Annotated in this window: 24 protein-coding genes; 10 read left to right on the top strand and 14 right to left on the bottom strand. The window is 68.7% G+C overall.

Annotation, left to right across the window (positions count from 1 at the left end; all coding sequences use genetic code 11):
• The first annotated feature begins 50 nt into the window (after positions 1-50).
• Complete coding sequence (locus tag AC3ITM_RS19290; protein ID WP_489270142.1) at positions 51-1,106, top strand: glycerophosphodiester phosphodiesterase; 1,056 nt, start codon at positions 51-53, stop codon at positions 1,104-1,106.
• Between the two features lie 146 nt (positions 1,107-1,252).
• Complete coding sequence (locus AC3ITM_RS19285; protein ID WP_489267387.1) at positions 1,253-2,242, top strand: hypothetical protein; 990 nt, start codon at positions 1,253-1,255, stop codon at positions 2,240-2,242.
• A 3-nt stretch (positions 2,243-2,245) separates the two neighbouring features.
• On the opposite strand, the gene AC3ITM_RS19280 is transcribed toward AC3ITM_RS19285, so the two are convergent.
• Both AC3ITM_RS19280 and AC3ITM_RS19275 read right to left on the bottom strand, forming a co-directional pair.
• Positions 2,246-3,037: a rhomboid family intramembrane serine protease gene (locus tag AC3ITM_RS19280; protein WP_489267385.1), complete on the bottom strand. Its 792-nt coding sequence runs from the start codon at positions 3,035-3,037 to the stop codon at positions 2,246-2,248.
• 97 nt (positions 3,038-3,134) lie between these two features.
• Positions 3,135-4,091 carry a TerC family protein gene (locus AC3ITM_RS19275; protein WP_228884839.1) on the bottom strand — a complete coding sequence of 319 codons (957 nt, stop codon included), beginning with the start codon at positions 4,089-4,091 and terminating at the stop codon, positions 3,135-3,137.
• 333 nt (positions 4,092-4,424) lie between these two features.
• Between AC3ITM_RS19275 and AC3ITM_RS19270 the strand changes: the two genes are divergently transcribed.
• On the top strand, positions 4,425-5,594 hold the full coding sequence (locus AC3ITM_RS19270) for a class I SAM-dependent rRNA methyltransferase (RefSeq protein WP_489267383.1): 1,170 nt from the start codon (positions 4,425-4,427) through the stop codon (positions 5,592-5,594).
• 151 nt (positions 5,595-5,745) lie between these two features.
• Positions 5,746-6,990: a dipeptidase gene (locus tag AC3ITM_RS19265; RefSeq protein ID WP_489267381.1), complete on the top strand. Its 1,245-nt coding sequence runs from the start codon at positions 5,746-5,748 to the stop codon at positions 6,988-6,990.
• An 86-nt stretch (positions 6,991-7,076) separates the two neighbouring features.
• On the opposite strand, the gene AC3ITM_RS19260 is transcribed toward AC3ITM_RS19265, so the two are convergent.
• Together AC3ITM_RS19260 and AC3ITM_RS19255 are read right to left on the bottom strand one after the other, a co-directional pair.
• On the bottom strand, positions 7,077-8,489 hold the full coding sequence (locus AC3ITM_RS19260) for an amino acid permease (protein ID WP_489267379.1): 1,413 nt from the start codon (positions 8,487-8,489) through the stop codon (positions 7,077-7,079).
• A 224-nt stretch (positions 8,490-8,713) separates the two neighbouring features.
• Positions 8,714-9,709 (bottom strand): aldo/keto reductase, encoded by a 996-nt coding sequence (locus AC3ITM_RS19255; protein ID WP_489267378.1) that lies wholly within the window; start codon positions 9,707-9,709, stop codon positions 8,714-8,716.
• Between the two features lie 123 nt (positions 9,710-9,832).
• Here AC3ITM_RS19255 and AC3ITM_RS19250 point away from each other — a divergent pair, with 123 nt between their 5' ends.
• Positions 9,833-10,735, top strand: a complete 903-nt coding sequence (locus AC3ITM_RS19250; protein WP_489267376.1) for a LysR family transcriptional regulator — start codon at positions 9,833-9,835, stop codon at positions 10,733-10,735.
• Between the two features lie 9 nt (positions 10,736-10,744).
• On the opposite strand, the gene AC3ITM_RS19245 is transcribed toward AC3ITM_RS19250, so the two are convergent.
• The 3 genes from AC3ITM_RS19245 to AC3ITM_RS19235 all read right to left on the bottom strand — a co-directional run bounded on the left by AC3ITM_RS19245 (position 10,745) and on the right by AC3ITM_RS19235 (position 12,894).
• Complete coding sequence (locus tag AC3ITM_RS19245) at positions 10,745-11,116, bottom strand: hypothetical protein (protein ID WP_489267374.1); 372 nt, start codon at positions 11,114-11,116, stop codon at positions 10,745-10,747.
• A gap of 173 nt (positions 11,117-11,289) precedes the next feature.
• Positions 11,290-11,946 (bottom strand): leucine efflux protein LeuE, encoded by a 657-nt coding sequence (leuE, locus tag AC3ITM_RS19240; protein ID WP_489267372.1) that lies wholly within the window; start codon positions 11,944-11,946, stop codon positions 11,290-11,292.
• A 30-nt stretch (positions 11,947-11,976) separates the two neighbouring features.
• Positions 11,977-12,894: a LysR family transcriptional regulator gene (locus tag AC3ITM_RS19235; protein WP_489267370.1), complete on the bottom strand. Its 918-nt coding sequence runs from the start codon at positions 12,892-12,894 to the stop codon at positions 11,977-11,979.
• 97 nt (positions 12,895-12,991) lie between these two features.
• On the opposite strand from AC3ITM_RS19235, the gene AC3ITM_RS19230 reads away from it, so the two are divergent.
• Positions 12,992-13,999: a zinc-binding alcohol dehydrogenase family protein gene (locus AC3ITM_RS19230; protein WP_489267368.1), complete on the top strand. Its 1,008-nt coding sequence runs from the start codon at positions 12,992-12,994 to the stop codon at positions 13,997-13,999.
• 29 nt (positions 14,000-14,028) lie between these two features.
• The gene (gene nfsB / locus AC3ITM_RS19225; protein ID WP_489267366.1) at positions 14,029-14,682 is read left to right on the top strand and encodes an oxygen-insensitive NAD(P)H nitroreductase; all 654 of its coding nucleotides are present in this window, start codon (positions 14,029-14,031) and stop codon (positions 14,680-14,682) included.
• Positions 14,683-14,686: 4 nt separating this feature from the next.
• Here the strand turns inward: nfsB and AC3ITM_RS19220 are convergent, their stop codons facing one another.
• Complete coding sequence (locus AC3ITM_RS19220) at positions 14,687-15,310, bottom strand: glutathione S-transferase family protein (protein ID WP_489267364.1); 624 nt, start codon at positions 15,308-15,310, stop codon at positions 14,687-14,689.
• A gap of 49 nt (positions 15,311-15,359) precedes the next feature.
• Between AC3ITM_RS19220 and AC3ITM_RS19215 the strand changes: the two genes are divergently transcribed.
• From AC3ITM_RS19215 to AC3ITM_RS19205, 3 genes are all read left to right on the top strand, one after another.
• Positions 15,360-16,943 carry a DNA recombination protein RmuC gene (locus AC3ITM_RS19215; protein WP_489267362.1) on the top strand — a complete coding sequence of 528 codons (1,584 nt, stop codon included), beginning with the start codon at positions 15,360-15,362 and terminating at the stop codon, positions 16,941-16,943.
• A gap of 73 nt (positions 16,944-17,016) precedes the next feature.
• A complete protein-coding gene (locus tag AC3ITM_RS19210; protein WP_489267360.1) occupies positions 17,017-17,442 on the top strand; it encodes a hypothetical protein in 426 nt (141 codons plus the stop codon).
• 60 nt (positions 17,443-17,502) lie between these two features.
• Entirely contained in the window at positions 17,503-18,063 is a 561-nt protein-coding gene (locus tag AC3ITM_RS19205) for a glutathione peroxidase (protein ID WP_489267358.1), read from the top strand.
• A 131-nt stretch (positions 18,064-18,194) separates the two neighbouring features.
• Here AC3ITM_RS19205 and AC3ITM_RS19200 read toward each other — a convergent pair whose 3' ends face one another.
• The 6 genes from AC3ITM_RS19200 to AC3ITM_RS19175 form a co-directional block, all read right to left on the bottom strand.
• On the bottom strand, positions 18,195-19,181 hold the full coding sequence (locus tag AC3ITM_RS19200; protein WP_489267356.1) for an MlaA family lipoprotein: 987 nt from the start codon (positions 19,179-19,181) through the stop codon (positions 18,195-18,197).
• Between the two features lies 1 nt (position 19,182).
• A complete protein-coding gene (locus AC3ITM_RS19195) occupies positions 19,183-19,494 on the bottom strand; it encodes an STAS domain-containing protein (protein WP_489267354.1) in 312 nt (103 codons plus the stop codon).
• Positions 19,484-20,140, bottom strand: coding sequence for an MlaC/ttg2D family ABC transporter substrate-binding protein (locus tag AC3ITM_RS19190; RefSeq protein ID WP_489267352.1), 657 nt, complete (start codon positions 20,138-20,140; stop codon positions 19,484-19,486). Before AC3ITM_RS19190 ends, AC3ITM_RS19195 begins: the two co-directional genes overlap by 11 nt.
• Positions 20,137-20,661: an outer membrane lipid asymmetry maintenance protein MlaD gene (gene mlaD, locus AC3ITM_RS19185; RefSeq protein WP_489267350.1), complete on the bottom strand. Its 525-nt coding sequence runs from the start codon at positions 20,659-20,661 to the stop codon at positions 20,137-20,139. Before mlaD ends, AC3ITM_RS19190 begins: the two co-directional genes overlap by 4 nt.
• 62 nt (positions 20,662-20,723) lie before the next feature.
• The gene (locus AC3ITM_RS19180; protein WP_489267348.1) at positions 20,724-21,473 is read right to left on the bottom strand and encodes an MlaE family lipid ABC transporter permease subunit; all 750 of its coding nucleotides are present in this window, start codon (positions 21,471-21,473) and stop codon (positions 20,724-20,726) included.
• On the bottom strand, positions 21,473-22,261 hold the full coding sequence (locus tag AC3ITM_RS19175) for an ABC transporter ATP-binding protein (RefSeq protein WP_489267346.1): 789 nt from the start codon (positions 22,259-22,261) through the stop codon (positions 21,473-21,475). The genes AC3ITM_RS19180 and AC3ITM_RS19175 overlap by 1 nt, the downstream gene beginning before the upstream one ends.
• Positions 22,262-22,343: the final 82 nt, after the last annotated feature.

The raw sequence follows: 22,343 nt of genomic DNA, 5'->3' as shown, positions 1-22,343 counted from the left end.
TGTGGGGTTGTGCCTTGCTGTTGTCGCTGGCCGTGGCACCATCGGTGGCCATGAGCGCCGAATCTTCTTCCTCCGCGCCGCGCAAGGCGGCGGTGTACGGCCACCGCGGCGCCAGCGCGCTGCTGCCCGAGCACACCCTGGCTGCCTACGCGCAGGCGATCGCCGACGGCGCCGACTACATCGAACCGGACCTGGTGATGACCAGGGACGGGGTGCTGGTGTCGCGCCACGAGAACGAGATCGGCGGCACCACCGATGTGGCCGCCCATCCCGAGTTCGCCAGCCGCAAGACGGTCAAGACCATCGACGGCGAGCGCATCGAAGGCTGGTTCAGCGAAGACTTCACCCTGGCCGAACTGAAGACCCTGTACGCCCGCGAACGCCTGCCGCAGCTGCGCAGCACCGCCTATGACGGGCAGTTCCGCATCGCCACGCTGGACGAGATCATCGCCTTCCTGGTGCAACAGGCCGGACGCGCCAACCGCGGCATCGGCCTGGTGCCGGAGATCAAGCACGGTACCTACTTCAAGGGCATCGGCCTGCCGATGGAAGACAAGGTGCTGGCCGCGCTGCAGGGCAATGCGTATACCCGCGTGGCGCCGGTGACGATCCAGTCGTTCGAGGTCGGCAACCTGCGCTATCTGCGTGGCAAGCTGGGCCGCGATTCCAACATCCGCCTGCTGCAGCTGATCGGCGATGCCAAACAGCAGCCCGGCGATGTGCTGGCGGCCAAGGGCGGCCTGCACTACGCCGATATGATCACCCCGGCCGGGCTGCGCGAGGTGGCCACCTACGCCGACGGCATCGGCCCCAGCCTGCGCATGGTGATTCCGCTGGATGCGGCCGGCAGGCTGGGCACTCCGACCACGCTGGTCGGCGACGCGCATGCCGCCGGCCTGATGGTGGTGCCGTATACCTTCCGCCCGGAGAACTATTTCCAGGCCGCCGAGTTCCGCAGGGGCGAGCCCACTGCGCGCAATGCCGACGGTTCGGTCGCCGAGATGCGCGCCTACCTGGCCACCGGCATCGATGCGTTCTTCACCGACGACCCGGCGCTGGGCCGGCGTGCGGTGGACGGGGACGCGGCGGCCACCGCGGGCAAGTGAGCGCACGGCACGTGCGCGGGGCTGTCCGCGGGTAGCGCCTGTGCGATGACCGCGGTCATGCCGGGGCTCCGCGCATGGGGCAGGCAGCGCCACCTTGTCGTTGTGGACGGCCACCGGTACCGTGGCCGACAGACAGGGAGGTCGGCATGTTGATCGGACACCGCTACGAACGCACGCCAGACGACGATCTGCGCATCCATTCCTACAATCGCGTGCAGGCCGGCCTGGTCCTGCTCACGGCGGCGCTCGCCCTGGCAGCGCCCACCGCGTTCGTGGTGGGCGGACTGGTGGAAGGCCGCTCGCCGCTGGCCAGCCTGGGCCCGTTGTCGTGGCTGCTGGCGGTAACGGCATTCCTGTTGCTGGTCGTGCTGGCGGTGGGCCTGCTGGTCTACGCCGAGACCGGCGAAACGCTGACCCTGTCGCGCCGCGAGGGCGTCGGCCGGCGCCACACCCGCACGCTGTTCGGCCGCCGCGAGCAGCTACAGGTCGACTTTGCCCTGGATGGGCTGTCCGAACTCCAGCTGCGACGGCACGGCACCATGCACCGCGCGACAACCCAGGCGTGGCTGGTCCGCGACGACGGCACCGAAACCCTGTTGACGCCCGGCAATGTCGCCGTGCTGCCCGGCACCCACCGCACCAACCAATGGCTGCAGACATTGGCCGACTACCTGCAGTTGCCGATACCGGGCGACGTGCTCGATGCGCCGCGCGCGTCGCTGCTGGCACCGGCGGCGGCGCAGGCCGCACCGCGCAGGGCCTCGCCACCGGCTGCACGTGCTGCGGAGGCTGCGGCTACGCGCCCACGCCGGGTCGCCGCGTCCATCCAGCCCACCGTGGCGTCACGGCCAGCCAAAAAGGCCGGGCCAGGCATCCGCATCTTCTTTGGCCTGCTGGGCACCTTCCTGGCGTTGCTCGAACTCAAGCAGCTGCTCACGCTGCTGGCGGCGCTGGCCAATGCGCGGATCCGGGTCGGCGGCTACCGCGTCAGCGCGCATACCTACTACTGGAGCGAGCAGCCGGTCGCCTATGCGTTCAACGTGCTGTTCGGGTTGGCGATGGTCGTGCTGGTCGGCATGTTCGCCGTCGGCTGCCTGCGACTGGCGCTGCTTGGCCGGATCAGATCGGCCAGCTGAGGGCTACTCGTGCGGTCCGGGCTGGTCGCGTGGGCGGAATGGCAGCACCACGAAGTCCTGCCCTTGGCGCGGTTGCCACAGCACCGGCACGCGGGTCGGCGAGGGCGGCTCCAGGTCGCCATCGCGCGGGGCCTGCAGTTCGTCGTCGTCTTCTTCCTCTTCCCAGCTGTAACGCTTGCGCGCGGCCATCGGGTCGGACAGGCGGAACAGCAGCGCACTGATGATGCCGGCGAAGGCACCGCCCATGTGCGACTGCCAGGACACGCCCGGCTCGTGCGGCAGGATGGTGATCAGCATGCTGCCGTAGAACAGGAAGGCGATCAGCCCGGCGGCGATCGCCGGCCGGTCGCGGCGCAGCAGGCCGAGCACGAATACCAGGAACATCAGGCCATGGGTGATGCCGCTGGCGCCCAGGTGGCGGCTGCCGATATCGCCCAGCAACCACGCGCCCAGGCCCGAGCCGATCCACAGCAACGGAATCGCGCGCAGGGTGGCCTTGGGATAGACGCTGCCGGCCAGGGTGCCGAGGATCAGCAGTGCGGCCGCATTCGCGCCCAGGTGCTGCACCGAACCGTGCAGCAGCGGTGCGCCGAGGATGCCGAGCAGGCCGGCGGTCTCCAGCGGCGCCACTGCCCACGGCCGCCAGTCGACATGGCCTTGTGCGGTGAATACCGCCACCAGCACCAGCACGAAGGCCAGGCTGAGGTTGAACGCCCGCATCACGCGACCACGGTCGCTGCGGGGCGGTTCCGGCGCATCGCCGGCGGGCAGGGGCTGGGGCAGGTTGGCGTTCATACCCTAAGGGATTGCGTCGCCCGCGCTGAACACAAGGGCAACGCGATGGGAGTAAGTGGTGCCGCCGGCGGGACAATCCCGCCGGCGGCAGGTGCGGTTACGCGTCGCCGGCCTTGGGCGGATTCTTCAGGCTCAACACCACGGTGGCGGCGATGATCAGCGCCACCACACCCAGCGAGATCGGGGTGGGGATCTTGAAGATGTCGATCAGCATCATCTTGGCGCCGATGAAGGCCAGCACCAGGGCCAGGCCGTACGGCAGCAGGTGGAAGCGGTCGGCCATGCCGGCCAGCAGGAAGAACATCGCGCGCAGGCCCAACACCGCGAACACGTTGGAGGTGAGCACGATGAACGGGTCGGTGGTGATGGCGAAGATCGCCGGAATGCTGTCCACGGCGAAGATCACGTCGGTGACCGCGATCAGGATCAGCACCACGAACAGCGGGGTGAACCAGCGTTTGCCGTCGCGCATCACGCTCATCGCATTGCCGGCGTAATCGGGCAGCAGGCGCAGGTGTCTGCGCATCCAGCGCAGGGCGGGGTTGGCCTCCAGGTCCGGTTCGGTGCCGGCCGAGAACCACATCTTCCAACCGGTGAACAGCAGGAACGCGCCGAACACATAGAGCAGCCAGTGGAACTTGGTCAGCAGCACGCTGCCGGCGAAGATCATGATCGTACGCAGCACGATCGCGCCAAGGATGCCGATGATCAGTACCTTTTGCCGCTGTTCCTCGGGCACGGCGAAGTAGCCCATGATCATCAGGAACACGAATATGTTGTCCACCGCCAGGGCTTTTTCGACCAGGTAGCCGGTCAGGAACTCCAGGCCGACCTTGTTGGCCACCACTTGGCCGGCGGTTTCGTTCAGGTAGTACCAGAGGCCGCCGTTGAAGGCCAGGGCCAGGGCGACCCAGCCGATCGACCACCACAGGGCTTCCTTGAAGGTGACCTTGTGCGGTCCGCCGTGCCGCATCAATACGAGGTCGACCAGCAACGCGATGATCACCACCGCGCCGAAGCCGCCCCACAACCACAAATTACCGATCGTCTGCATGGGTTTGTCCGTTGGAAAAATGAATGCCTCAAGCCGGATGGCGAGGATCTGCAACGGAGGATCGGGGGGATCCGGGGACAGAGCTTCGCCATACGGCGAAGGTCTCGCTCGCAGCCCCGATGGGTGGGACTGCCGTTGCACCGGAGCCTGCGGGCTCGAATTGACGGCGACAACGTCTGGGAGCTACTCCCCTTCTGCGGCCGATTCTGCGGGCTGGGCCGGCTGCCGTCAAATCCGGTCCGGTCAGCAACGCCGCCGCGGCCGGCCCGGCAGGAACTGTCGCCCGGCCGCCCGCGACAGCGCGTATGTGGCGCCGCGTCATACAATAGGCCGATGAATATTCAAGACCCCGTTGTCCGCCTCAAGAACGCCTGGCGCTCCAGCCACCCGTGGATCTTCCAGAAACTGGTCGAAAAACCGGCCGTCCGCCCCAAACCCGGTGCCATCGTCGAGGTCATCGGCGTGGACGGGGAGTGGATCGGGCGCGGCTTCTACAACGGTCATTCGCGTATCGCCGTGCGCATCCTGGAAACCGACCAGGCCATCCCGGTGGACGCCGGCTGGTTCTCGCGCAAGATCGCCCAGGCGGTGTCGCTGCGCCGCGACGTACTGAAGCTGGACGAGGTCTCCGATGCCTGGCGCGTGGTCCACAGCGAGGGCGACGGCCTGTCCGGCCTGGTGGTGGACCGCTACGGCGACCTGGTGGTGGTGGAATTCTTCGCCGCCGGCATGTTCCGCCACCGCGAGTGGGTCTACGGGGCGCTGCGCGAGCAGTTCCCCGGCTGCCGTTTCCACAGCTTCGCCGACGAGCACGTGCAGAAGCAGGAAAGCTTCGATTTCCACGGCAACACCACCACCGAAGCGTCGGTGATCACCGAGTACGGCGTGAAGTTCCGCGCCGACCCGGCCGGCGCACACAAGACCGGCTTCTTCGCCGACCAGCGCGAGAACCGCCAGTGGCTGAGCCAGCAGGTGGAAGGCAAGACCGTGCTGGACCTGTGCTGCAACACCGGCGGCTTTGCGGTGTATGCCGCCGCACGCGGTGCGGCCGAGGTGGTCGGCATCGACATCGATGAAGACGTGATCGCCATCGCCAAGGGAAACGCCAAGCTCAACAACGTGCGCCCGAAGTTCGTGCAGTCCGACATCTTCCCGTGGCTGCGCGATGCGTCCAACCGCGGCGAGCAGTTCGACGTGGTGATCCTGGACCCGGCCAAGATGACCCGCGACCGCGACCAGGTGATCACCGCGCTGAAGAAGTACCTGGACATGAACAAGCTGGCGCTGGGCGTGGTCAAGCCCGGTGGGCTGCTGGCCACGTTCTCGTGCACCGGCCTGGTGGCCGAGGACCAGTTCCTGGACATGCTGCGCCGCGCGGCGTTCTACGCCGGCCGCACCATCCAGATCCTGAAGGTGGCCGGCGCCGGTCCGGACCACCCGTTCATGGCCCACGTGCAGGAATCGCGCTACCTCAAAGCCGTGTTCTGCCGCGTGGTGGATTGATCCGCACCAGGATCCCGGCCACGTTAGGCATCGGGTAGGCACCGACCGTTGGTCGGTGCGCTCTGTTGCCGGTACCGACCAACGGTCGGCACCTACCCAGCCAGGCGCTACAGCGCTATGGTCTGACGCTTCCCACCCAAGGTGAGGCGTCATGACGTTGCGCAGTCTGTCTCTGCTGGTCTCGCTGGCGTTGTGCACGCCGCTGGCCGCCCACGCGGTCGAGTTCACCCCCCAGGAGTTGGCCAGGGCCACGGCGCTGCAGCAGCGGCTGCTGACCCTGGACAGCCACCTGGATACGCCGGCCAATTTCCACCGCGACGGCTTCGATATCAGCCAGCGCCACGACCACAACGCGCTGTCGCAGGTGGATTACCCGCGCATGGTCGAAGGCGCGCTGGATGGCGGCTTCTTTGCGATCTACACCGACCAGGGCGACCGCAGCGCGCAGGCGCACCGGCACGAGCGCGATGCCGGCCTGCTGCGGTTGATGGAAATCCGGCAGATGCTTGCCGCGCACGCGGACACCTTCCAGCTCGCGCTGACCGCTGCCGATGCCGCCAGGATCAAGGCGGCCGGCAAGCGCGTGGTCTACATCAGCATGGAGAACGCCAGCCCGCTGGTCGATGATCCCTCGTTGCTGGGCTTCTACCACCTGGCCGGCCTGCGCCTGCTGAGCACGGTGCATTTTGCCAACAACGAGTTCGCCGATTCGGCCACCGATCCCAAGGGCGCCGAGTGGAAGGGCCTGAGCCCGGCCGGCAAGGCGCTGGTCGACGAAGCGGTGCGGCTGGGCATCGTCATCGATCAATCGCACGCCTCCGATGCGGTGTTCGACGATCTGATCGAGCGCCTGCCGGTGCCGTTCGTGCTGTCGCACAGTTCGGCCAAGGCGATCTACAACCATCCGCGCAACCTGGATGATGCGCGTCTGAAGCGCCTGGCCAAGGCCGGTGGCGTGATCCAGGTCAATGCGTATGGCGGCTACCTGATCGATACCGGCAAGAGCGAAGCGCGTTCGGCCGCCGAGAGCGCGCTGATGGAACAACTGCGCAGCGATTACGATGGCCTCAGCATCGCCCAGGGCGTGGCGCTGAAGAAGGGGCTGGAAGACATCGACCAGCGCATCCCGCTGCGCAAGGCGACGCTGGAGGATTTCTTCGCCCACGTCGAGCACATCCTGAAAGTGGTCGGCCCCGAGCACGTGGGCATCGGGCTGGACTGGGATGGCGGCGGCGGCCTGGCCGATCTGCAGGACGTGAGCCAGTTGCCGAAGATCACCGCCTGGCTGCTGCGCAAGGGCTACACCGAGCAGCAGATCGCCGGCATCTGGGGCGGCAACCTGCTGCGGGTGATGGCGCAGGCCCAGGCGCATGCCCAACAGGCAGCCAAACCCTGATCCCGGACCGGTAGTGCCGAGCCATGCTCGGCTCTACCGGAACATGGCGGCGGTAGGTGCCGACCGTTGGTCGGCACACTCCCGGATCAAGCCTTGTTGATCACCGCATTGCGACGCCCATAGGCGAAGTAGGCGACCAGGCCCAGCACGTTCCAGGCCAGGAAATACAGCTGGGTCTTGCTCGGCAGGCTGAAGAACAGGTACACGCAGCCGATCACCGCCAGCGGGCCCACCACATACGCCAGCGGCGTGCGGAACTTGCGCACCCGGTCCGGTTCGCGCTTGCGCAGCACCACCAGGCACAGCCCCACCGCGGTGAACGCGGCCAGGGTGCCGGCATTGGCCAGCGCGGCGATCTCGTCCAGGCGGGCCACGCCGGCCAGCGCGGCCACCAGCACCGCGGTGAACAGCGTGGTGGCGATCGGCGTACCGGTGCGCGCGCTGACCTTGGACAGGCTGCGCGGCAACAGGCCGTCGCGCGACATGACGAAGAAGATCCGGCTCTGCCCGTACAGGAAGGCCAGCAGCACCGTCGGCAGCGCGATCACCGCCGCCGCGCCGATCCACTTGGCCGCATCCGGCCTGCCCAGCTCGCGCAGGATCAGCGCCAGCGGTTCGGCGCTCTGGCCGAAGATGGTGTAGCTCATCGCCCCCACGGCAGCCAGCGCCACCAGCACGTAGATGATGGTGCAGCCGACCATCGAGCCGATGATGCCGATGGCCAGGTCGCGGTCGGGCTTCTTGGTTTCCTCGGCCGCCGTGGAGATCGCATCGAAGCCGTAGAAGGCGAAGAAGATGATCGCCGCCGCGGCCATCACCCCGTGCTCGACGCCATCGGCGCCCAGCGACTTGGCGAAGCCGAACGGCATGAACGGGTCCATGTGGCCGGTGTCGAACTCCGGCAGCGCGATGGCCACGAACACGGTCAGCGCGATGATCTTGACCACCACCAGGATCGCGTTGAGGGTGGCGCTTTCCTTGGTGCCGGCCATCAGCATGCCGGCCACCACGAAGGTGATCAGCACCGCCGGCAGGTTGATGAAGCCGCCTTCCACGTGCGGGCCGGCGGTCAGCATCAACGGCAGGTCGACTCCCCAGCCATGCAGGAAGCCCACCGCATAGCCGGACCACCCCACCGCCACCGTGCTCACCACCAGCGAGTACTCCAGGATCAGGCTCCAGCCCACCACCCAGGCCACCACCTCGCCGAGTGCGGCGTAGCTGTAGGTATAGGCGCTGCCGGCGGCCGGCATCATCGTGGCCAGCTCGGCGTAGGACAGCGCCGCGCACGCGCATACCGCACCGGCGATGGCAAAGGAGATCAATACCGCCGGGCCGGCCAGGTTGGCGCCCACCCCGATCAGGGTGTAGATGCCGGTACCGACGATGGCGCCGATGCCCAGCGCGATCAGGTGCGGCCAGCTCAGGGTCGGGATCAGCTGCCTGCCGGCTTCGTGGACGGTGACTTGGTCTAGGGACTTGCGCCGGAGCAGTGACATGGGGCCTCGCGGTGGATGACTGTTAACGACAAGTCTGCGAGTTTTACCGAACGCGGTGCCGCATTACTACTGCCAAGCGTCCCCGCCCCTGAAACGGAACGCCTGACCAGGGAAAGGGTGACGAAACCGGCACAAAGAACGTCGACGCGATCCCAATGGCGGCTGGAGCGGCGATCTGCCGGCAGCCGTGCTGGCCGGGCAGGCCCGGCCGGCACGGCCTGTCTTCAGCGGTTCAACGTGGCCATGGCCGCCTCGGCATAGCGTGGGCCGGCGGCCACGTTCGGCGGGAAGATCGCCGCGATCCGGGCCAGCGCGTCCGCGTCCAGCCGGACCTGCAACGCGTCCAGGTTCTCTTCCAGGTAGGCCAGCCGCTTGGTGCCCGGGATCGGCACCAGGTCCTCGCCCTGCGCCAGCACCCAGGCCAGGGCCAGCTGGCCGGGGGTGATGCCCATGCCCTGCGCCATCGTGGTGACCGTATCGACCAGGGCCAGGTTGTGCGCGAAGTTGTCGCCCTGGAACCGCGGCGACTGGCGGCGGTAGTCGTCGGCGTCGAAGTCGGCCGGGCTGCGGATCGCCCCGGTCAGGAATCCGCGGCCCAGCGGCGAGTAGGGGACAAAGCCGATGCCCAGCTCACGCACGGTGCGCAGCACGCCGTTGTCCTCCGGGTCGCGCGACCACAGCGAGTACTCGGTCTGTACGGCGGTGATCGGGTGCACCGCGTGGGCACGGCGGATGGTTGGCGCCGATGCCTCCGACAGGCCCAGGAAACGCACCTTGCCCTGTTCGACCAGGCGCGCCATCGCCCCGACCGTGTCCTCGATGGGCACGCTGGCATCCACGCGGTGCTGGTAGTACAGGTCGATGTGGTCCACCCCGAGCCGCTGCAGGCTGGCCTCGCAGGCGGCGATGACGTACTCGGGGCGGCCGTCGACGCTGCGCGCGGCGGTATCGGTCGGCTCCAGGCGGATGCCGAACTTGGTGGCCAGGAACACCTGGTCGCGGCGGCCGGCAATCGCCTTGCCGACCAGTACCTCGTTGGTATGCGGGCCGTACATGTCGGCGGTGTCGAGCAGGGTCACCCCGCGCTCCAGCGCGCGGTGGATCACCGCGATGGCATCGGCGTCGTCGCCGCGGCCGCCGTAGAAGGCACTCATGCCCATGCAGCCCAGGCCGAGTGCGGAAACAGCGGGGCCGTGGCGGCCAAGGGTACGGGTATGCATGGGACAGCTCCGGAGCGGGGGAGGGGACAGGCCGCCAGCAGCGGCCCGGAGGCACAGCATCCTCCGCTGTACCATGTGGATAAACCGCTGTTGGCTGCATCCACCTTGAAGACAGGCTTCACAATGTCCGCACATCCGCCGTTGTCCGCCGTGGTCGCCTTTGCCCGGGTCGCCGACCATGCCAGCTTCAGCCGCGCCGCCGATGCGCTGGGCGTATCGCCCTCGGCGTTGTCGCAGACCGTGCGCGCGCTGGAGGCGCGCATGGGCGTGCGCCTGCTGCACCGGACCACGCGGCGGGTGACCCTGACCGAACATGGCGCACGCTTCCTGGAGCGGGTCCGCGGCGGGCTGGCGCAGATCGAGGCGGCGTTCGAGGACCTGGACGCGGTCCGCGCGGTGCCGGCCGGCAAGCTGCGCATCAACCTGCCGCACTACGCCGCCGAACTGCTGGTGCTGCCGCACCTGCCCGGCTTCCTGGCGCGGTATCCCCAAGTGGAGGTGGAGCTGTTCGTCGAGCCGGCCCTGGTGGACCTGCTGGCGGGCGGTTTCGACGCCGGCATCCGCCTGGGCGAAAGCCTGGCCCGGGACATGATCGCCGTGCCGATCGGCCCACGCGAACGCCAGGTGGTGGTGGCCAGCCCGGATTACCTGGCCCGCCATGGCCGGCCGCAGACCCCGGCCGAGCTGGTCGGGCACGCCTGCATCGTGCTACGGCGCAGCAACGGCCGGTTGATGCCGTGGGAATTCACCCGCGACGGCCGCGACCTGCAGGTGGAGGTCAGCGGCCCGCTGGTGTTCAACGACAGCGCCCTGATCCATGTCGCCGCGCGCGCCGGCATGGGCATGGCCCAGGGTTTCGAGGCGCTGATGGCCCCCGATATCGCCGCCGGGCGGCTGTGCAGTCTGCTGCAGGACTGGCAGCAGCCTTTCGCCGGCTTCCACCTGTATTACCCCGCACGCGAGCAGATGGCGCCGAAGCTGCGGGTGTTCATCGACCACCTGCGCCAGTCGGCACAGGCAGGTTGAGGCGGCGTATCAGCCGGCCGCGTCGACCGGCACCGCACGGATCACCGCGCGCAGCCAGGCATCGTCCTGTGGCAGCCCATGCGGGTAGACCACCCGGGTGTCGTCGGGAAATTTCTTGCAGCGCAGGATGCCGTCGGCATCGAACAACCGCCAGCCCTGCGCGGCATCCTCGGCCTCGCTGATGCGCCGGCGCAGGGCCAGCGCCAGGCTGGCCTGGCAATCGAACACACAGGCGTGCAGGTCGATCCGGTCCAGCGGGCGCAGCCCGGCGACGATGCGGGTTACCGCCGGGTCGGCCAGATCGACCCGGCAGGTGCCCATGCCGAGCAGCCGCTCGTCATGGCCGGCCAGGTGCTGCACGAAGTACACGGGCACGGGCATCGGTTCCTCGCGGTGGCGCCGGTACGGCGACCGTTGGCGCCGATTGGACACCGGGCGGCGATGCAGGGGAATCCAAACGTATGAATCGCCCCGGCCCGCATGGTTGATGCAGCCTATTTCCAGCCCACCCCGGCCCCGCGCCGGGCCCGGCGCATCGCTGCGGCGGCAAGGCGTCAGCCACTTACGCCGAGGCGCACGCCAAAACCGACCAGGAAGATTCCTGCCACGCGCGCCATCCAAACCCCTACACGCGGACGCTGGAGAATCTGACGGCGCAACAGGTTGCCCACCCCGATCAGCACCGAGCAGTACGCCAGCCCCATGACGAAGATGATCATTGCCATGGTCGAAAACGTCAGCATCCCCTGGTGCCGGGCCGGGTCGATGAACAACGGCAGGAAGGCCATGTAGAAAATGATCGCCTTGGGGTTGAGCAGGTTGATCAGTACCGCCTGGCGGAAGTAGTGGCCCGGCTGCAGGCGGATGCCGCCTTCGCTGCCGCCCTTGCGCGCCGGGCGCAGCAGGCCGATGCCGATCCACACCAGATAGGCCGCGCCCAGGTACTGCACTGCGTGGAACACCAGCGGGTTGGCCTTGAGCAGCGCGGCCACCCCGGCCACCGCCAGCCACATCAGGATCTGGTCGCCCAGCAGCAGGCCGAACAGGGCGGTATAGCCGCCGCGGACCCCGCCGCGCCCGGTCGCGGCGAGCAGGGTGAAAGTGCCCGGGCCGGGCAGCGCCAGGAACACCAGCACGGCGGCAACGAAGGTCCACAGATCCTGGATGCCCATCCACGGCATGGCGACGACTCGACTACGGGGGAGCGCCATTGTCGGGCACCGGCGCGGTTGCCGATAGCGTCATCGCGCGCTGTGCGGCAAGTGCTCCAGCAGCGGGCGCAGGCGCTGCTCCAACAGTGCGTGCAGCTGCCGGATCGCCGGCGAGAACTGCTTGCGGTGCGGGCACACCAGGTTCAACGGCAGGCTGTCGCCGGCGCCGCCCAGCAGCACCTGCAGGCGCCCGGCGCGCACGTCGGCGCAGACATCCAGCCAGGACTTGAACACGATGCCTTCGCCGGCCACCGCCCAGCGCCGCACCACGTCGGCGTCGTCGCAGACCATGTTGCCGCGCACCGGCACCACCAGCCGGCGGCCGTCGACCTCGAAGTGCCAGCGGTCGTAGGCACGCCCGGCCAGCTGGTACAGCAGACAGTTATGGTCCTTCAGCGCCTCCAGGCTCTGCGGCGCGCCATGCCGGGCCAGGTAGCCGGGCGAGGCGGCCAGCACCCGGCGGTTGCCCGGCAGCAGCGGCAGCGCGACATAGCTGGCGTTGTCGAAGCGGCCCAGGCGGAAGGCGACGTCGACCGGGTCGCGGAACACATCGGCGACCTGGTCGGACAGCTGCAGGCGCAGCTGCAGCCTGGGGTGCGCGCTGCGGAATTCGGTCAGCCAGGGCAGCAGCAGGTTGCGGCCCAGGTCCGACGGCGCGGCCAGCTGCAGCACCCCGCGCAGTTCGGCGTCCTCGCCGCGTACCCGCGCCTGGCCTTCGCTGAGCGTGGCCAGCACGTCCTGCGCGTAGGGCAGGTACAGCGCGCCTTCGGCGGTCAGGCGCAGGCTGCGGGTGGAGCGCACGAACAGGCGCAGGTCCAGCTCGCGCTCCAGCCGCGCCACGGCCGCGGCGACCTGGCCGGGCAGCAGGTCGGCTTCGCGCGCGGCATTGGAGAAGCTGCCCAGCGCGGCGGTACGGACGAACAGGGCGAGGTCGTCGATGCGGACCATTTTCATTCCTGCAGTGAAAGTGCTGCCCGATTCTGCGCCTTACTGCGGCGCCGGGTGAAGCGCAGGCTGTGCATCCTCCCCAACGGACCTGCCCCCAATGAAAGCTGTCGCCTATACCCAGCATGGCCTGCCGATCACCGACCCGCGCGCGCTGCAGGACATCACCCTGCCGATCCCCGACCCGGGCCCGCGCGACCTGCGCGTGCAGGTCCGGGCGATCTCGGTCAACCCGGTGGATACCAAGGTGCGCAACGGCGTGGCCGTCAGCGAACCGCGCGTGCTGGGTTGGGACGCGGTCGGCGTGGTCGATGCGGTCGGCGCCGGGGTGAGCCTGTTCAAGGTCGGCGATGCGGTGTTCTACGCCGGCGCGATCGGCCGCGCCGGCAGCAATGCCGAGTACCAGCTGGTGGATGAGCGCATCGTCGGGCACAAGCCGGCCAGCCTCGACGATGCCGCCGCCGCGGCCTTGCCGCTGACCGCGATCACCGCCTGGGAACTGCTGTTCGACCGCCTGCGCATCCCCGAAGGCGGTGGCCACGGCCAGACCCTGCTGGTGATCGGTGCGGCCGGCGGGGTCGGTTCGATCCTGGTGCAACTGGCCCGCCAGCTGACCGGCCTGACCGTGATCGGCACCGCCTCGCGCCCGGATACCCAGGACTGGGTGTATGGCCTGGGCGCGCACCACGTGATCGACCATTCGCAGCCGCTCGGCGACGGCCTGCAGCGGCTGGGCATCGCCGCCGTCGAGCATGTGGCCAGCCTGACCCACACCGACCAGCACTACGACCAGATCGTGGCCGCGCTGGCGCCGCAGGGCCAGCTGGCGCTGATCGACGATCCCGGCCAGCTGGATGTGATGGCGCTCAAGCGCAAGAGCCTGTCGCTGCATTGGGAGTCGATGTTCACCCGCTCCAGCTTCGACACCCCGGACCTGCAGCGCCAGCACGAGCTGCTCGAACGGGTCTCGGCGCTGGTCGATGCCGGCGTACTGCGTACCACCCTGGGCGAGCACTACGGCTGCATCAATGCCGCCAACCTGCGCCAGGCGCACACCCTGATCGAGAGCCACCGCGCGCGCGGCAAGCTCGTCCTTGAAGGCTTCTGAAGCCCCTCCTACCCATGGACTACCCGCACATGACCCTCGCTCCGGTGGCCCGCCGCCGCCACACCACCAAGGCCTACGATCCCGCCCGCAAGCTGCCGCCGGCGGTACTGCACGACCTGCTCGACGTGCTGCACCACGCGCCGTCCTCGGTGAACTCACAGCCCTGGCATTTCCTGGTCGCCGGCAGCGACCAGGCACGCGCCCGCATCGCGCGCGCCACCCGGCCCGACCAGCCCTACAACACGGCCAAGATCACCGATGCCTCGCACGTGATCGTGTTCGCTACCCGCACCGGCATCGATGATGCGTACCTGGCGCAGGTGATCGAGCAGGAAACCGCGGATGGGCGTTATCCCACGCCGGAAGCGCGCGAAGGCCAGCGCGGCGCGCTGCACCACTACGTGGACCTGCACCGCCACACGCTGGGCGACGTGCAGCACTGGATGCAGAAGCAGACCTATCTGGCGCTCGGCACGCTGCTGCTGGCCGCCGGTGTGCACGGTATCGACGCCACCCCTATGGAAGGCTTCGACGCACAGGTGCTGGATGCCGAGCTGGGCCTGCGCGAGCGCGGCCTGACCAGCGTGGTGCTGGTGGCGTTGGGCTATGGCAGCGAGGCCAACTTCAATGCCGGCCTGCCCAAGTCGCGGCTGCCCAGGGACCAGGTGTTCACCCACCTCTGAGAGGTCAGGGCACGCCGTTGTCCACGTGCAGGGCGAACCCCGCACGTGGGCGCAGACGCTCGAACCACGCGTCCACGGCCAGCAAGGTCGGCTTGTCGCCGGGGGTCATGCGCCACCGCTGGGTCGACAGGCCCAGCACGATGTCGGCCAGGCTGAACTCGGTGCCCGCAACGTGGGCGCCGGTCTGCGCCAGCTGCCGGTCCAGCATCCCCATCAAGCGATTCCACTGCGCCAGGCTGGCGGCCACCAACGTCGGGTCGGCGTAGTCCGGATGTCGACGTACCTTGGCCATGAAGGCATAGCGCCACGCGGTATTGAGATCGGTGGCCTGCCAGTCCATCCACTGCTCCACGCGGGCGCGCGCCTGCGGTGCCTGCGGCAACAGGTCGTAGCGACCCTCGCGGGCGGCCAGGTAGCGGCAGATGCTGTTGGATTCCCACAGCACGAAGCCGCCATCACGCAGCACCGGGACCTGCCCGTTTGGGTTGAGGGCGGCCAGTGCCGCTGCGGTGCCTGCTGGATCGGTGCCGTCGGCGCCCGGCTGCTGATGATCCAGGCCGAGTTCCGCGCATAGCCACGCCACTTTGCGAACGTTGATGGAGGTGGACTTTCCAAGGATTTCCAGCATTGCTCGATCCGGCGCAGCCATTGAGACTCCAGCATCCTACACTTGCCGCATGCAAACCGAATTCCTCCTCCTCGGCGGCCTGGTGTGTGCCGTCCTCGTACTGCAGCTGCTCGCGCTGCTGCGGCGTTCCGGCCATGGCGCCCTCGAACAGACCCTGCGCGAGGAAGCGCGGGTCGGCCGCAGCGAACTGCGCGAGCAGCTCGAGGGGCTGGGCCGGCAGCAGGATGCGCGGTTGGAAACCTTCGCGCGCGCGCTGACCGACCTGTCCACCCGCACCGACCAGCGCCTGGACCTGCTGCGCGATGCGCTGGGCGAAGATGCACGGCGCGCGCGCGAGGAAGGCGCCCAGGCCCAGCAGCGCACCGGCGAACTGCTGGCGCTGCGCCTGCAGGAGGTGCGCGCGCAGCTGGAGGCGTTCGGCCAGCAGCAGCAGGCGCGGATCGAGACGTTCGGCCAGCAGCTGGTCGAGCTGACCGGCCGCACCGATGTGCACATGGCCGCGCTGCGCCAGGCCCTGGCCGACGATGCGCGGCTGGGCCGCGAGGAAGCCGGGCAGTCGCAGCAGCGCCTGGCCGAGTCGCTGGGCCTGCGCCTGCAGGAACTGACCCAGCGCAACGAACAGCGCATCGGCGAGATGCGCAGCACGCTGGAACAGCAGCTCAACGCCCTGCAGGCCGACAACGCGCAGAAGCTCGAACAGATCCGGGTGACCGTCGACGAGAAGCTGCAGACCACCCTGGAGACCCGCCTGGGCGCGTCGTTCCAGCTGGTCTCCGAACGCCTGGAGCAGGTCCAGCGCGGGCTGGGCGAAATGCAGCAGCTGGCCACCGGGGTGGGCGATCTCAAGCGCGTGCTGAGCAACGTCAAGAACCGTGGCAGCTGGGGCGAAGTGCAGCTGGACAACATCCTCGAGCAGACCCTGACCCAGGAGCAGTACGCGCGCGGGGTGAAGGTGCGCCCGGACAGCGGGGAGATCGTCGACATCGCCGTGCGCCTGCCCGGGCGTGGCCACGAAGACACCCCGGTGTGGCTGCCGATCGATTCCAAGTTCCCGCGCGAGGACTACGAACGCCTGCTCGATGCGCAGGAGCAGGGCGACGTCGAGGGCGTGCGGGTGCAGGGCGCGCAGCTGGAGCGCGCGATCCGCATCCAGGCCAAGTCGATCAGCGACAAGTACATCGCCCCGCCGCATACCACCGATTTCGCGGTGATGTTCCTGCCTACCGAAGGGCTGTATGCCGAAGTGATCCGCCGGCCCGGGCTGGTCGACCTGCTGCAGCGCGAGCACCGCGTGGTGGTGGCCGGGCCGACCACCGTCACCGCGCTGCTCAACAGCCTGCAGATGGGCTTCCGCACGCTGGCGATCGAACGCCGTTCCAGCGAAGTGTGGGGGCTGCTGGGCGCGGTCAAGAGCGAGTTCGGCAAGTTCGCCGGCATCCTGGAAAAGGCCGAGAAGCAGATCACCACGGTCGGCCGCAGCCTGGGCGAAGCCAGCCGCAAGACGCGCACCATCGAGCGCCGCCTGCGCGGGGTGGAGACGCTGGGCACCGAACAGTCCCAGGACCTGCTCGGCGATATCGCCGGCGAGGACGAGGACAGCGCGGCCGACGAGGCCGAGGGGACGCAGGACTGACCGCGCACGGACATGCAACGCATGCCCTGGATCGCGCATGCTATGCCTCCTGCCGACCGTTCAAGGAACCTGCATGCGCCTGACCCTGTTGTTGCCCCTGTTGCTGGCGCTGGCCGGCTGTGCCAGCACGGCCCCCTCGCCATCGCCGGGCACTGACCTCTCCGACGCGACCGTGCCGGCCGCCGAAGCCGCTGCGCAGGCCGCCGCCGAGGCCGCCGAAGCGGCCGCGCAAGCGGCTGCCGCCGCCACCTGCGCGGCCGAGGGAGGCACCCTGCAGGCACTGGGCCGCCTGCAACGCGAGCAATGCGTGGTGCCCTATGCCGACGCCGGCAAGGCCTGCAGGGCCAAGTCCGACTGCACCGGACAGTGCCTGGCGACGGCCGAAACCGCCGTCGGCGCCAAGGCGTCGGGCGTGTGCCAGGCCGATGTCAGCCAGAACTTCGGCTGCCGCCAGCGCATCGACAACGGCGTGGCGCAGGGCACGATCTGCGTCGACTGACCTTTTCCCGGGCACGGCCCCGCCGTGCCTTTCCCGATCCAACGCAAGGACATATCCCCCGTGAGCCAGACCGTCTACGACATCCCCGTCACCACCATCGAAGGCCAGCCGTCCTCGCTTGCGCACTACCGCGGCAAGGTACTGCTGGTAGTCAATGTCGCTTCCAAGTGCGGCCTGACCCCGCAGTACGAAGGGCTGCAGAAGCTGTACAGCGACAAGCAGGCCGCCGGCCTGGAAGTGCTGGGGTTCCCGGCCAACAACTTCCTGGCCCAGGAGCCGGGCAGCGAGGCGGAGATCCAGCAGTTCTGCCGGCTGGAATACAACGTCGGCTTCCCGCTGTTTGCCAAGATCAGCGTGGCTGGCGAGGACACCCACCCGCTGTACCAGCAGCTGACCGCCGCCCAGCCGGCCGCCACCGGCGAAGGCCCGATGCGCGAGAAGCTGCAGGGCGCGGTGGCCAAGTACCCCGAGCTGGTGGTCAACCCGGCGCCGGGCGTGCTGTGGAATTTCGAGAAGTTCCTGATCGGTCGCGACGGCCAGGTGGTGGCACGCTTCGCCCCGGACGTGACGGCCGACGACGCGCGCCTGCTGGCGGCGGTCGAGGCGGCACTGGCGGCCTGACCGGCGCCGGCGGGTAAATGGAAAAAGCCCCGCATTGGCGGGGCTTTTTTTTATCGCACCACGACCAACGGCCGTGGTCTACCGCTGCGGTGGGTACCGACCGTTGGTCGGTACCCCGATCGGTACGCCGGTCAATTGCCCCAGTTGGGCATCGGCATCGCATCGACCGGGATCGGGGCGGTGTCGTCGGCGTCCCGGCCGCGCGCATGCTTGCCGCGCAGGTCGTTCTCGATCTGGTAGTTGCGGCGCTGCAGCCAGGCGTCGCGGGTCAGGGCGTATTCGTCCACCGCGCTGTCGCGGATGTCGTCCAGCGCCATCAGCTGCGAGCGCATGTCCACCAGCTGCAGGCCCTGCAGGCCGATGCGCAGTCTGTCCTGTTCGATCGTGCGGATCGGCGACAGCGGCATGTCGCCGGCCAGGCCGAATACATCGCGCACGGTACGCGGGCCGAAGAACGGCAGTTCCACGTAGCGCGAACCGCGCCAGCCCCAGGCACCCAGGGTCTGGCCGAAGTCTTCACTGCGGCGCGGCACCATCGCCTTGCTGGCCGGGTCGAACAGACCGCCCAGGCCCAGCGTGGAGTTCATCATGAAGCGGCCCAGGCTGTCCCAGGCGTCGGCCGGGCGGCCCTGCAGCAGCTGGTTGGTGATGGTCACCGGGGCACGCAGGTTGCTGAAGAAGTTGGTCACCCCGGTGCGGGCAAAACGCGGCACCACGTGGGTATAGGCCGTTGCCAGCGGACGGGCGATGGCGCGGTCGACCACGTTGTTGAAGCTGTGCACCTTGCGGTTGAACGGTTCCCACGGATCGTAGGGCGGCCGGCCCGGCTCGCCGCCGTCGGCGCTGGGGGCAGGGCCGCCGTACAGCGCGGCGAAATCGTCCTCGGCATCGGTCGGGGCGGCATCGCCGGTACTGACCGCCGCCGCAGTGGCATCGGCAGCGGCCGGTGCAGGGGCTGCCGGTTCGGCACTGGGTGCCGGCGGCGCATCGACGGTATCGGGCACGGCCGAGCTGTCCACGGCGACGCTGGCCGGTGCGGCATCGCGGGCCGGCTTGCCCGCGCATGCGGTCAGGGCCAGGGCCAGCAGGAGGAGTGAGAAAGTGCGTATGACGTTCATGTCAGCTCGCGGCAGTGGGGGCGTTGAAATCCAGGGACGGTGCCAGCCGGTAGGCGGCACTGAGTTCGTTGAAGCCGGCCGGGGCGCCGTTGATGTGCGGTTGGATGCCCTGGGCGCGCAGCCGCGCGGTCAGTTCGGCCAGCAGCGCCAGGCCGGCGCTGTCCACCTGCGGCACCGCGGTCAGGTCCAGCACCTGCACCGGGCCGGGCGCCTGCACGGTGTTCCACAGCGCGGTCGCCGCAGCGCGGTCGAGCACGCCGCTGAACACCAGCGCGGTGCCCTGCACGCTGGCGCTGGCCGGGTTACTTGCCACTCGGGGCGGCCTGCATGCTGCCGTTGCGCAGTTCGGTGGCCACCTGCTGGATCGACTTCTGGCGCAGCGGGGCGTCGAACTGGGTCTTGAAGGTCTGCACGTAGGAGATGCCTTCGATCATCACATCGAAGATCTTCCACTGGCCGTTGACGTTGCGCATCAGGTAGTCGACCGGGGTCGCCTCGCTGCCGGCCCGCACCAGTTCGGTGGAAACCTTGACGCCGCGGTTGCCCGGCAGCGGCTGCTCGGCCTTCAGGCGGAAGCTGGGCTTGCCCTGGATCTCCAGCAGCGCCGAACCGTACCGCTGCATCAGGTTGTCGGCCATGGCATCGGCGAACAACTTGACGTCGGCATCGGAGGCACCGCGGCCGTGCACGCCCAGCACCAGGCGGGCGGCGTAGTCACGGTCGAAGGTCTTGGTCAGTTCGCCGTTGATGAAGCTGCGCAGCGCGGCCGGGTTGCTGCGGAACTCGCCGCGGCGCTGCTGCAGGGTGGACAGGATGCGGGTGCTGGCGTCGAGCACGACCTTGCCGGCCTGGCCCTGCTGGGCGCTGGCGGCGGCCGGCGCGGCCTGGGCAAGGCTGAGCGAGGGGACGCTGGCGAGCAGGGCAGAGGCGAGCAGGAGCGGAATCAGTTTGGTTTTCATTTGTGCGCTTCCGTTGCCGGCGCGTCGGCGCCGGGAGCATCCTGGGGAGCGGCGCCGGCATTGGCCGGGCCACTGAACATGTACTTGCCGACCAGCTGCATCAGGTCCACCGCCGGCTGGGTGAAGGCGATCTCCTCACCGGACTTGAGCACGTCCGGATCGCCGCCGGGCTGAAGACCGATATAGCTCTCGCCAAGCAAACCGCTGGTGAATATGCCCGCCGAGGTATCGGCCGGCAGATCCTTGAACTTCGGGTCCAGCTTCAGGGTGACGATCGAGTCGAACCGGGTCGGGTCCAGCTCGATCGCGGCGACCTGGCCCACCACCACGCCACCGATCTTGACCGGCGCCTGCTTGCGCAGCTGGCCGATCTGGGTGAAGCGCGCCTTCAGCTCGTAGCCGTCGCCGCCCAGGCCCCAGCGTTGGTTGGTGGAGGCGACGGCCAGCACCAGCAGCGAGGCCAGCGCCAGCAGCAGGAACGCGCCGACGGAAAATTCGAGTCTGGGACCGCGGATGGCCATGGGTTGTCTCACTTGTTCTTGGTCAGGTGCCCGGGCAGGTGCCCGGGCGGGGGTCTGGGGATTCAGCGGAACATCATTGCCGACAGCACGAAGTTGAACATCAGCACCAGCAGCGAGGCATTGACCACCGCGCGGGTGGTTGCCACCGAGGTGCCTTCGATGGTGGGTTCGGCGTGGAAGCCGACATAGGACGCGACCAGGGCGGCGGTGCCACCGAAGATCGCCGACTTCAGCATCGCCACGCCGAAGTCGTCCCAGAAGTCCACGCTGTTGCTCAGTGCCGACCAGAACACGCCGTTGTCCAGGCCGAGCACGTGCACGGCCTCGAAGTAGCTGGCGCTGATCGCCAGCGAGCAGAAGATGCCGGTCAGCAGCGGCACGGTCAGCACCGCCGCCCAGAAGCGCGGTGCGACGACCTTGGCGACCGGGTCGATCGCCATCAGTTCCAGCGCCTTGATCTGGTCGGTGGCGCGCATCAGGCCCAGCTCGGCGGCGATCGAACTGCCGGCGCGGCCGATGAACAGCAGCGCGGTCAGCACCGGCGCCAGTTCGCGGTACAGCGACAGCCCCAGCAGGGTCGACAGCGCGTCGGCCGCGCCGAAGGTGGTCAGCGTGCGGTAGCCCTGCAGGGTCAGCACCAGGCCGACGAAGGCACCGCCGACGGCGATGATCGGCAGCGAGCGCGCGCCGACCTTGTAGATCTCGCGGGTCAGCTCGGCGAGGAAATCGGTGGTCGGCAGCGAGCCGCGCAGCACCGTCAGCGAGAACAGGCCGGCCCGGCCCAGTGCGCGGGTGGCGTCAACGAACGGCATCAGGCAACCCTCGCACGCGGCGTGGCATCGAAGGGAATCGGACCGTCCGGCTGCCCGTGCAGGAACTGGCGCAGCAACGGATCCTGGCTGGACTCCAGCTGCGCCGGGCTGCCCTGGAACACCACCCCGCCGTTGGCGATGGCAATCACCTGGTCGCAGATCGGCAGGGTCTCGTGCACATGGTGGCTGACGATGATGCTGGTCAGGCCCAGGCTGTGGTTGAGACGCTGGATCAGGCTCATGATCACCCCCGAGGCGATCGGGTCCAGCCCGGTCAGCGGTTCGTCGTAGATCATCAACGGCGGGTCCAGGGCCAGCGCGCGCGCCAGCGCCACCCGCCGCGCCATGCCGCCGGACAGCTCGCGCGGCCATGCGTCGGCGGCGGCCAGCAGGCCCACCGCGTGCAGTTTCATCTGCACCAGGCGGTGCAGCAGCGGTGCCGGCAGGCGGGTATGGGTGCGCAGTGGCAGCGCCACGTTTTCGGCCACGGTCAGGTCGGTCAGCAACCCGTTGCCCTGCAGCAGCACGCCCACGCTCTTGCGCATCTCCAGCAGCGCGCGGTTGCCGGTTGGAATCGGCTGGCCGAACAGGCGCACATCGCCGGCGACCGGGCGCAGTTCGCCGGTCAGCGCCGCCAGCAACGTGGACTTGCCACTGCCCGACGGGCCGAGCACGGCGGTGATGCTGCCGCGCGGGACGCGCAGCGAAACATCGCGCAGGATCGGACGACCGCCGCGGTCAATGCGGACGTTGGACAACTGCACCAGACTTTCTTCGGAAGCCGTCATGGACGCCATTAACAAAATTCCAACGTTGTAAGATCAAGGTGAACGGCTGAACATAACCGAACTGGACCGTGCAGTATTGTCG

Source organism: Stenotrophomonas sp. KH_029 (assembly GCF_057839765.1).
The sequence above is the reverse complement of the archived record's forward strand: the minus strand, read 5'-3'. Positions and strand labels throughout refer to the sequence as shown.